Source organism: Nitrosomonas sp., from assembly GCF_022842015.1.
Taxonomy (GTDB): Bacteria; Pseudomonadota; Gammaproteobacteria; order Burkholderiales; family Nitrosomonadaceae; genus Nitrosomonas.
On the sequence record NZ_JALHQJ010000089.1, the window covers coordinates 1 to 10,579 of the forward strand.

Here is a 10,579-nt window from a genome sequence, read left to right on the forward strand (position 1 = left end):
CAGGGGAAATACGACTTGATTCCCGCCAATCGGGATCTAGCCGGAGCGGAAGTGGAGATGGTGGAATTTTCCCAGCGCGAGGCACGACTGAAAACTGCACTGGAAGTCATTGCAAGTGACTATGATTATATTTTAATTGACTGCCCGCCTGCGCTGAATCTGCTCACATTGAACGGCTTGTGTGCTGCGCACGCAGTCATGATACCCATGCAATGCGAATATTACGCGTTAGAGGGATTAAGCGATCTAGTTAATACCATCAAGCGCGTGCGCAATAGTTTTAACCCGAGCTTGCGCATCGAAGGTTTGCTGCGCACTATGTTTGATCCGCGCAATATTTTGGCACAGCAGGTTTCTGATCAATTACAAAAACATTTCGGCGAAAAAGTTTATCGCACCGTGATTCCACGCAATGTGCGCTTGGCTGAGGCGCCTGGCTTTGGCTTGCCAGTTTTGTACCATGACGAGCAATCCAAAGGGGCGCAGGCTTATCTTGAGCTTGCAAAAGAGATACTTGCAGGACATCTCTAACATTTAAATTTCGTTACAATGGCTTGTCGCGCGTCTCGTCTTGATTAGAACTTTGAATTTTTCAGAAATGTCCACGCTAAAAAAATTGAGGAATCCATGAAATGATAAAACAGAAAGGATTGGGACGCGGGCTGGATGCTTTATTATCAGGCAGCGCAGACGTCGCGCAGGTGGAAGAGTCGTTGCAGAGCATCGAAACATCTAAATTGCAGCCCGGTAAATACCAGCCCAGAACCAATATGGATCAGGTGGCGTTGACGGAGCTGGCCGAATCGATCAAAGCGCAAGGCATCATGCAGCCGATTCTGGTGCGCCCAATTGACGAGGGTCATTATGAAATTATCGCTGGTGAGCGCCGCTGGCGCGCTGCGCAGTTAGCGGGACTCAATGAAGTGCCCGCATTGATTCGCAAGGTTGCCGATGAGTCAGCGCTGGCGATGTCGTTGATTGAAAACATACAGCGCGAAAATTTGAATCCGTTGGAAGAGGCAATGGGTATTCAACGTCTGATCAATGAGTTCGGCATGACGCACCAGACGGCTGGGGAAGCGCTCGGCAATTCGCGTAGCACGATTTCTAATTTGTTGCGTTTGCTCAATCTTTCAGCACCTGTTCAGGAATTAATGATGCAGGGCAAGATCGATATGGGTCATGGCCGCGCCTTGTTGTCACTGGTGCCGGCACAGCAAATCAAACTTGCCAATGTCATCGCGCAGAAACAATTATCGGTGCGTGAAACAGAAAGGCTCGTGCATCAGATCGAGCATCCGGTACCTAAAAAGGTGCAAAAGCCCGATCGGGATCTTTTGCGGTTGCAAGAAGATGTATCTGAACGTCTGGGTGCGCAAGTGGCGATCAAACCGCAGAAAAATGGTCAGGGCAATATCGTGATCCACTTTACCAGTTTGGATCAATTGGATGATATTCTCAGCAAATTCTAGAAAGGTAAACTAAGGAAAATTATGGACTCAAGATTGCTTGATTTACTGGTATGTCCGCTCTGTAAGGGGCCGCTTATTTATAAAAAGGAGGATCAGGAATTAATTTGCAAGCCAGACCGGTTGGCGTTTGCGATTAAAGACGGTATTCCTGTCATGTTGGAGGACGAGGCGCGTAGAATATCCGATGAAGTTGAAATTAAATAGTATCAACCCACGCTATGAATTTGAATATTAAACTTGGGCCTCGTGCTGCGGCTATTCTGGGTGCATTGATTGCTGATTCGGCCTCGCTGGGCTTGCATTGGCTCTATGATTCCGAGCGCATTGCTCAGATCGAGAAAACCAAAGGGTTGGTTTTTTTGCAGCCTGATGCAAATGATTATGCGGGTGTGAGCGGTTACTTTGCACATGGTGAGAAAGCGGCGGGCGATTCATCCGGATACGGTGAGCTGTGTTTGCTGATGCTACGGCATTTTGCCCAGCATGGCCAGTTTGATCGAGTGGCGTACCAGACTGAATATCGTAGTTATTTGGGACCAGGTGGTGCTTATTTCGGTTATGTCGATTCGCCGACACGCCAAACACTACAGACACTATTAGCGCTCAAACCGGAGGAATTCCCGGAACACTCCGGTGCCGATGACGATCAGTTTGCTGCATTGGCAGCAATACCCGTTGTGGTAGCAACCCATACCGGGTCGCAAGCAGCGCTGATGACTCAAATCGAACAGGTTGTGCGTTTGACTAATCATAATGACACGGCCGTTGTGGCGGCGCAGTATGCGGGTTGTGTTTTGCTGAACGTTCTGCTTGGAAAGTCGATTGTTGAAGCGCTCGTCGGCGCACTGCCGAATGCGGGTGAGAAGCTGGCCCTGTTAGTGGAACAGGCGCTGCAAACGAGCTTGCTTGATAGCGCCACGACCGCCAAACGCTTTGGCACGGCCTGTCACGTTCTGGAGGGCGTGCCCGTGATTGCGTATATTGTCCGATATGCACCGGACTACCGTACGGCGATTGAAGAGAATATTCGCATCGGTGGCGATAGTTGTGGCCGTGCCATTATGCTTGGCGCCATCATGGCGGCTTATACCGCGCAGCAAACTGAACAATTTTCTTCAATTCCACTCGAATGGGCGGCACGCTACAATAAGCTGATTGCTGCGACAGATGCATTCGGGCGTCTGAGGACTGTAAAGAATTCCTGAGCTATGCTAAAGTGCCATTGCTTGCAACAACACAATAACAATTAAGAGGTTAATCATGGATTATAATTACGAATCTGATCACACTAAATTCATGCGCGAATATCTGGAAAAGAATCCAGAAGTTAAAGAAAAACGTGCGGAAGCGCGCAATATGTGGTGGGACAAAAAACAAAACCTACAGGAACGCAAACGCTTCGAAGAATCCGAAGTTCCGATGAAACCCTATGTTTATTTTAATGGTTAGCAGGCTGTTGAAAAACGTTTTGTCATCGTCAAACTGCTCGTACGGGTGATTATGCTCGGGTTTTTCCAGGCGAATTTGAGATGAGGATAGCACTAGTTGGTTTAGCCTTATGCATCATTTCGGCATGTGCCAATTTAGTCGATTCGAATACTAAGCCCGAGCAGTTTGAAGAACAGTTGGCCGGAGAGCATGCGGCGCTTGCAAGTTGTGTCACCAATAAACTGCAATCCGACGGCAGATCGTTCTTGCGGCCACTACAATTTAGAAGTCGGCAATATCCAGATATCGAGGCGTCAGAAATTCATGCGTACGATACTCGATACCAGCAAAATGCTGTTGCAACCTACGCGCCTTCGAATCCTGATGCCATTTTTATTTATGCCCATACTGAGCCGCAGATTCAGTCATCCACACAGCGCAGAGACAACGACAAAGCGGCTTACGCCTTCGCTTTGCTACTGAAGAAAATAGATAGTCACACAGTGCAAGCTTCTTTAAGGGGAGACGTCTTCATCGGTAATATTGCTTGGAAAATATTACACTCATGCGTTGCAACAGATCTTAATTCCCATTCTTCTAATTAATCAGTTATTGTTCCCTGATTTTGCCAGCAACCTATCGAGTAAGCGTGTGCTTAGCACACGCTTGAGAATGCCAAACAAATAGGTTGGAAAGGTCACATAATAGCGTGGTTGCGGTTTGGTGGTCTCGAGGGCATGGATTACACGTTTCAGCACAGCTTCAGGTGGTAGTGTAAAAGGAACCGCAGGCCCTGGTTTATTCAGACGTTCCAATACACCCTGGTATTTCTCACGATGAAAGCTGTTCTCGATGTCGATATATTTTTCCAATGCTTTGACTGCGTTGATACGAAACTTGCTGGCAATAGGCCCAGGTTCGATCAGACTGACATAGATATTGCTGCCTTTCAATTCCAGCCGTAAGGTATCGCTGAGTCCTTCTATGGCGTATTTGGAAGCGTTGTAAGCTCCACGGAAAGGCAATGCAACAAAGCCCAGCACTGAACTGTTTTGAATAATTCGACCATAGCCTTGTTGGCGCATAACCGGTATTGCCAGATTGGTCAATTCCTGCCAGCCAAACACATTGGTTTCGAATTGCGCGCGCAAAGCATCGCGATTCAGGTCTTCCACCGCACCCGGTAATCCATAGGCGCCATTATTGAATAGCGCATAGAGTTCACCATCAGTGCGGCGTAAAACTTCTTCAAAGGCAAACTGAATTGAATTTGAATCATTCAAATCCAGACGAAAACTCTCAAAGCCTTCCTCCAGCAGCGCTGCAACACTATCTCGCCGTCGAGCCGTGGCAAATACGCGATAACCTCGATGCTGTAATGCTTTGGCAACGCAATAGCCAATTCCGCTGGAACAACCTGTAATTAATATAGTTTTTTTCATTTGTGCAAATTAACCTACAAAATTGTAATTTTCTTAGTGATGATTATTCATAACTTGACAATGGATTCAATGCAAAGATAGCATCAATCTCTGTCGCAAGGCTTTTTTCGATGAAAATAACATAGCTCAAGAACCCGCATGGCAAAAATTTTATTCAGGCTTAATGGTGTACCCGATGATGAAGCGTATGAAGTACGCGAATTGCTGACCAACAATGCAATTGATTACTATGAAACTGCACCAGGAAACTGGGGTGTATCGATGCCTGCAATCTGGCTCAATGATGACAGTCAGTTCGAAAAAGCACGTGCACTGCTGGATACGTATCAGAACGAGCGCACAGTGAGAATACGCGAAGAATACGACCGCCTGAAACGAGAAGGAAAAAATCGAACCTTTTGGGATGCAATTAAACAAAAACCGGTCAGTTTTGCGATCCACCTGGCACTGGCTTTGCTGGTTATTTATTTATCGATCAGGCTGGTTCTAGACCTGGCACCGTAGCAGAACAATTATCAAGTTATCAATATTTGCTACTGAATGCGGTATCATTACTATCTTAAACCTGTTTTATCCCGCAATATCTATCAAGGAGAAGAAACATGAAAAATACATTCAAAGCAATTATCGCAGTTTTGACCATCAGCCCAATGCTTGCCTACGCTGGCGGAGATCCTGAGCACGTTAAATTTCCTGAAGACTATGCTAAAGCCTTCACCCAATACGCCACAATAAACCGTGCAAATCAAACGCAAGTGGCCAAGTTATATGCCAATGAAACAGCAGTTTCCAACTACAAGCAGGGAAAACCAGGGGGTTCTGGCGCTGTTGTAGTCATGGAAATCTATACGCCAAAGGCAGATGCAGCAGGGAAACCGATTCCCGGTAGCGATGGCATCTTCGAAATCGACTCCCTGGCCGCGATTGGCGTCATGGAAAACAAAAGCGATTGGGATGCGGCTTTCCCCAAAGAAAATCGCTCTGGCGATTGGGGATTCGCTCTTTATAATCCCGATGGCAGCGTGAAAAGCAACGACCTGACTTGTGCGCAATGCCACAACCCATTGCAAGCGCAGGATTTTCTGTTTACATATCAAAAATTGGTTGATTTCGTGAAAAAATAATTGATTCCTGCCCATTGATCGGATGATTGTGCACGTTATGATCATCCGGTTAGTTATGCAAGCTTGCAGCATTATGTTGTTTTTAGAAGACGCCTCTAATTCCGCCTATAATCGCTCGTCCTGCCATGGGGGCTGAATCTTTTAGGAAAGAGGTATGCATGCGGATATCGCTATCCAGTAGATTTCTGCCTTGCAGAAACAGCATGTAATTCACGGACTGGGTCAGCCTCATGTGGTAACCGATTTCTGCGTTCATCAAAGTGTAACCGGGTGTTTCAGTCTCCAGTACTGCGATTCGATCCTGATGAACGACGCGGGTCAGATTGAAGTTGCCCTGCCACTTATGCTGGGTAAGATTCAGATCAAAACCGAAACGCTGTGGCGTAATACGCGGAATATTACCATTGTTTTTTAGCCTGCCATAAACAGTGTCGGTAAATAGCCGCAAATTCAGAGTATCCGGTAGCAGCGCGATGTTGGCCTCGGCTTCCAAACCATAGAATCTTGCTCGGGTTTGAGAAAAATCCTGTATTAAAAAAGGGGCATTGATTTCCAGTATGCCCGCATCATTAATTCTATCAGCAATTCCATCGTTATTACTGTCACGGCTTTGCTGAAAAATATAATCGTTGATATGGTTATAAAACAAATTAACTCTTCCAGTGATCCTGCCTGTAGTTTTTTGTAACGCAAGATCGAAATTATTGGACGTCTCTTTGTTTAAGGTTGAATTACCTTGTTCGAATGTGTTGGTGGCGATATGTACGCCATCGGCAAACAGTGCTACGGTATTCGGTGCACGTTGTCCACGTGTTGCGGTCAGGTCGAGCTGATAGCCGTCGACGAATTTCCAGGCAGCACCTGCCGATACGCTATACAAATTGAAATTACGTGTCTGCAGCATCATTGCGCGCGGATTATGTATCGAGTGTTCAAACCGTCCACCGATTTCAAATTGCCATTGTTGCCAGTTGCGCTTTTCAACCATGAAAATGCCGGCAGATTGCGACAGACTGGTTGGCACGAAAGCTTCTTCACCTTTTGCGGTAAAATTACGGTGCTGTAGCTGCACGCCCATAATGCCATGCCATTGTGCAACTGGCGCATGCGTTAATTCGACGCGGCCCTCCAATTCATCATTTTTAAAACGACTGCCGACTACACCACTTTGTTCTAGCTCTTTATGCTGATAGTCATTATAGTTAAAGCGCATTCTCAACTGCTCAAACCCTTTTAACGGGTTATCCAGATCTCCGGCCAAACCGTAGCGTGTTTGGCCCATATCAATTTTTGCACCTTCCGGACCGGGGATACCGTAGAAATTTTCTAGCCTTGAAACGGATACACCGACAAATCCTTGCTCACCAATATAAGCACTGCCTGCCGACAAATTGCTGGTATCGATCGCACTGTTTCTGACGAACCCGATTTCACTTTCCGGATCGTTCGGATTGGCTCGCCCTGGAATATGAATATCATTAGTTTTTCGTTTCATGCCTTCAATATTCCATGAAATCTGACCCTTGCTCCCCGACGCTGTAAGCATGCCATTGCGTTCTTCCAGAGCAGAATTGAAGCGTCCTTCAACGTGGACCTGTGGTGATTTAAACAACCGATCAGGAATGCGATCATTAAGAACATTGACAACACCGCCGGATACGCCGCTGCCATACAGCAATGTCGATGGCCCCCGCAGTATTTCAATGCGTGTGGCATTTAATGTTTCTGTCGCAACTGCATGATCCGGGCTGATGACAGAAATATCTCCCGTACCCATGCTATTTTCCATCACGCGAACACGCTCGCCATCCTGTCCACGTATGATCGGGCGGCCAGCACCCGGACCAAAACTGCTGGAACTAACCCCAAGCTCGTGCGCAAGCGTATCCCCTAAATTGGTTTCACGTTTCTGACGCAAACGATCACTTGGAATAATTGTATCAGCCTTGAGTCCGGTTGATTCAGCCGAGCTTGTCGTCGGTGCGGTTATCATGACACCGGGCAATTCAATATTCTTTTGAGCATTTTGTGCGCAAAGATTCGGTATATCCACCGAAAATACGATCAATATCAATGCCGCTTGTTTAAATAGCATTGTATGCATAGCCATTTTCATGATCTAGTCCATTGTGTTCAGCGTAGTTCATTCCATTTCTCTTATCGAATGAGAGCTTGTGTCGCAACGAAGTTGCAACAATGATGCTGACCAATCACACGTAATTCACCCGCATCCAGACGGTCAATAAACCGTGGATGGCTGAGTCAAAGCAGGATTAATTGTTTAAGAATCAGAAAAACTGTAGTGGCGGCGCGCGTGAGCAATAGGAGGGCGTTCTGCTATCAGACTGACACCTTATTGCCCATAATGGCAAGCAGTGACGAATAACTGAAATACGCAGGAACAAGCCTGAAGCAATCAAAAAAAGACTGATTGCGGTAAATGCAAGACAATCCAAGCAAATTTCATCAAGGTCAATACCGGCATCACCTTCACTGTTGCTGACATCTAGCACATCGGTTTGTGCGTAGTGCGTGAAAGCATGTGCCATCAAAAACACCGGCACAGATATTACTGCCAGTGTAAGAATTAGAAATAAACTTTTGCGTATCATCGTTAACAGCAATTGGCGCAAAGGCCTTTGACTGTTAATTCAATTTCCTGAAAGCGATAGCCGGATGGTAATGGCCAGTTTTGTTCAATCGGTAGACTATCCAGGCAAATCACCTGCGCACAACCGGTGCATTTGAAATGCGCATGCTGATGTGATTGTGGTTCGAGATTGGCGTTATAACGCCACACCCGGTCGTCGCTGGTTATTTTGTGGATAAGGCCATTTTCAACTAGCCATTCCAGCGTTCGATATAAAGTCACCCGATCTAATGGCAGTGATTGCGGAAGACGCTGTTCGATTTCACGGTGCGTAATAGCTTGCTGCTCAGCCAACAAAGCAGCCAGTATTCCAATACGCCCCGGTGTTACGCGCCCACCATGGTGTCGGATCATGTCTTCTGCGGTACGGTAAAACTTACTCAGCATATCGATATAAATGCAACTATGTTGCACTCATTGTAATGGAATGATTTTCCAGATGCAATAAGCAATTAGTTTTTGCAAGAATACGTAGCAACAAACTGTGTAACCTGCCGTTTGTAACTACCAATGCTCAGAACAAAATACTCGGATTAAGCATAATAAATGGGCATCTTGAATCTGTTTTCTTAACATTGCAGCAGCAATGCAGGTCGTTTTTCGACGGTCTTGTTAGACGCAATTAAATTTACACGGTCTACTCATGGCGTAATATTAGCGTAAAATGCCAAGTTCGCCCTGGTAGCTCAGTGGATAGAGCAACCCCCTCCTAAGGGGTAGGTCGCACGTTCGATTCGTGTTCAGGGCGCCATAAATCAGATGGTTAAATGGATCTGAGAATAGCAAATTAAATACCGCGTTCTACCCGTGTTACGTCACAAAAATGTGTCAGGCATTAAACTTTCTTGATATTTCATAATACTACTAAATATTTAGTAGCTGTCCGCCGAGTTCAATGCGGAAATACCTAGCCCAATATTGCAGCAAAATTTTATTTCCGACATATTTGACCTGGATCAATACTCTCGCTATTAGAACTCCAGTTTATGAAATATAGATCGTTATATTGATCGCAAAATTTTATAAATTCAGTAAGGATAATCGTTAGTTATGAGAGTAAATCTACCCGTTTCAAATACTGAATATCCTATTGGTGAGGATACACTAATTTTGTCTACTACAGATACTAAGGGACGTATTACGTATGTAAACCAGACTTTCATTGAGGTCAGCGGATTTACCGAAGATGAACTGATAGGTAAGGCGCATAATATAGTACGTCACCCGGATATGCCACCACAGGCATTTGAAGATTTATGGAAAACACTTCAAGCTGGCAAACCATGGACTGGCTTAGTTAAGAATCGCCGCAAGAATGGAGATTTCTACTGGGTTCTTGGTAATGCTACACCACTCATCGAAAATGGGTCTGTTGTTGGATATTTGTCCGTGCGAACAAAGCCATCACGGCGGGTAATTGAAACAGTAGCGCCGATATATCGTCAACTTGTACATGGAACGGCTAAAAATCTTACAATAAAAAATGGCGGCGTTGTTCGTACCGATTTTATTGGTAAAGTTAGCGCACTTCTTAAGATGACATTGGGAAAACGTATCGCACTTTATTTGTCTATACCAACACTATTATTGTTGAGTGCTGCAGGCGCCAGTTGGTGGGAATTAACGCAAGCGGAATCAACTCTGCCGTTAGGTGGTTTTATTCCAGTAGCCGCTATCAGCGGTGCTTTGTTAATGCTTCTGGCTGGATTCATGATAAGGCAGAATACGCTGAAACCTCTGAACAAGGCTGTTGAAATAGCCAATACACTTGCTGCTGGGGATTTACAAACCAAGATCACAAATGAGTACTCCGATGAGTTTGGTGTCTTGATTAAATCGCTTACTCAAATGGGCATTAATCTCAGAGCGACAGTTTCAGATGTTCGTAGCAGCGCTGAATCAGTGCGTCAGGCATCCAGTGAAATAGCCAGTGGTAACCTGAACTTATCACAACGCACAGAAGAACAAGCTTCATCGCTTGAAGAAACAGCGTCCAGTATGGAAGAGCTTACTTCCACCGTAAAGCAAAATGCTGATAATGCCAAGCAAGCTGATAATCTTTCGACAAATGCCAGTAATATTGCGCTTCGGGGAGGGCGGTTAATGAACGACGTGGTTAATACCATGTCTTTGATCAGTGATAGCTCCAATAAAATCGCAAGCATTATAAGCGTAATTGATGCGATTGCTTTTCAGACCAACATCCTTGCTTTGAATGCTGCCGTAGAAGCTGCTCGTGCTGGAGAACAAGGTCGAGGATTTGCTGTGGTTGCCACAGAAGTTCGAAATCTTGCTCAACGGAGCGCGGCAGCTGCTAAAGAAATAAAAAACCTGATAGATAACTCGGTAGAAAAAGTAGAAAATGGAACCAAATTGGTGAGTGAGGCAGGCAAGACTATGGAAGAGATTGTTGCTTCTATTAAACATGTTGCTGAAATTATGTCGGAAATCACAGCGGCTTCA

Annotated in this window: 13 protein-coding genes and 1 tRNA gene; 10 read left to right on the forward strand and 4 right to left on the reverse strand. The window is 45.6% G+C overall.

What is annotated here, in order from left to right; translation table 11 throughout:
* The 6 genes from Q0C11_RS13305 to Q0C11_RS13330 all read left to right on the forward strand — a co-directional run.
* On the forward strand, positions 1-531 hold a 531-nt coding region (locus Q0C11_RS13305), incomplete at its 5' end, for a ParA family protein (protein ID WP_293008767.1).
* 101 nt (positions 532-632) lie between these two features.
* Positions 633-1,472, forward strand: coding sequence for a ParB/RepB/Spo0J family partition protein (locus Q0C11_RS13310; RefSeq protein ID WP_293008769.1), 840 nt, complete (start codon positions 633-635; stop codon positions 1,470-1,472).
* A 21-nt stretch (positions 1,473-1,493) separates the two neighbouring features.
* Entirely contained in the window at positions 1,494-1,676 is a 183-nt protein-coding gene (locus tag Q0C11_RS13315; protein ID WP_293008771.1) for a Trm112 family protein, read from the forward strand.
* Positions 1,677-1,690: 14 nt separating this feature from the next.
* Positions 1,691-2,677: an ADP-ribosylglycohydrolase family protein gene (locus Q0C11_RS13320; protein ID WP_293008773.1), complete on the forward strand. Its 987-nt coding sequence runs from the start codon at positions 1,691-1,693 to the stop codon at positions 2,675-2,677.
* A gap of 55 nt (positions 2,678-2,732) precedes the next feature.
* Positions 2,733-2,921 carry a DUF3460 family protein gene (locus Q0C11_RS13325; protein ID WP_293008775.1) on the forward strand — a complete coding sequence of 63 codons (189 nt, stop codon included), beginning with the start codon at positions 2,733-2,735 and terminating at the stop codon, positions 2,919-2,921.
* An 80-nt stretch (positions 2,922-3,001) separates the two neighbouring features.
* On the forward strand, positions 3,002-3,505 hold the full coding sequence (locus Q0C11_RS13330) for a hypothetical protein (protein ID WP_293008777.1): 504 nt from the start codon (positions 3,002-3,004) through the stop codon (positions 3,503-3,505).
* On the opposite strand, the gene Q0C11_RS13335 is transcribed toward Q0C11_RS13330, so the two are convergent.
* A complete protein-coding gene (locus tag Q0C11_RS13335; RefSeq protein WP_293008779.1) occupies positions 3,506-4,342 on the reverse strand; it encodes an SDR family oxidoreductase in 837 nt (278 codons plus the stop codon).
* Positions 4,343-4,480: 138 nt separating this feature from the next.
* Between Q0C11_RS13335 and Q0C11_RS13340 the strand changes: the two genes are divergently transcribed.
* On the forward strand, positions 4,481-4,846 hold the full coding sequence (locus Q0C11_RS13340; RefSeq protein WP_293008781.1) for a DUF6164 family protein: 366 nt from the start codon (positions 4,481-4,483) through the stop codon (positions 4,844-4,846).
* Between the two features lie 98 nt (positions 4,847-4,944).
* Positions 4,945-5,466, forward strand: coding sequence for a cytochrome P460 family protein (locus Q0C11_RS13345; protein WP_293008783.1), 522 nt, complete (start codon positions 4,945-4,947; stop codon positions 5,464-5,466).
* 82 nt (positions 5,467-5,548) lie between these two features.
* Here the strand turns inward: Q0C11_RS13345 and Q0C11_RS13350 are convergent, their stop codons facing one another.
* From Q0C11_RS13350 to Q0C11_RS13360, 3 genes are all read right to left on the reverse strand, one after another.
* Positions 5,549-7,570: a TonB-dependent receptor gene (locus Q0C11_RS13350; RefSeq protein WP_293008785.1), complete on the reverse strand. Its 2,022-nt coding sequence runs from the start codon at positions 7,568-7,570 to the stop codon at positions 5,549-5,551.
* A 184-nt stretch (positions 7,571-7,754) separates the two neighbouring features.
* Positions 7,755-8,078 (reverse strand): hypothetical protein, encoded by a 324-nt coding sequence (locus Q0C11_RS13355; RefSeq protein ID WP_293008787.1) that lies wholly within the window; start codon positions 8,076-8,078, stop codon positions 7,755-7,757.
* Between the two features lie 2 nt (positions 8,079-8,080).
* Positions 8,081-8,503: a Fur family transcriptional regulator gene (locus Q0C11_RS13360; RefSeq protein WP_293008789.1), complete on the reverse strand. Its 423-nt coding sequence runs from the start codon at positions 8,501-8,503 to the stop codon at positions 8,081-8,083.
* Between the two features lie 288 nt (positions 8,504-8,791).
* Between Q0C11_RS13360 and Q0C11_RS13365 the strand changes: the two genes are divergently transcribed.
* Positions 8,792-8,867 (forward strand) — tRNA-Arg (locus Q0C11_RS13365).
* Positions 8,868-9,166: 299 nt separating this feature from the next.
* Positions 9,167-10,579, forward strand: a 1,413-nt coding sequence (locus Q0C11_RS13370) for a PAS domain-containing methyl-accepting chemotaxis protein (RefSeq protein ID WP_293008791.1), incomplete at its 3' end; no start/stop codon positions are given.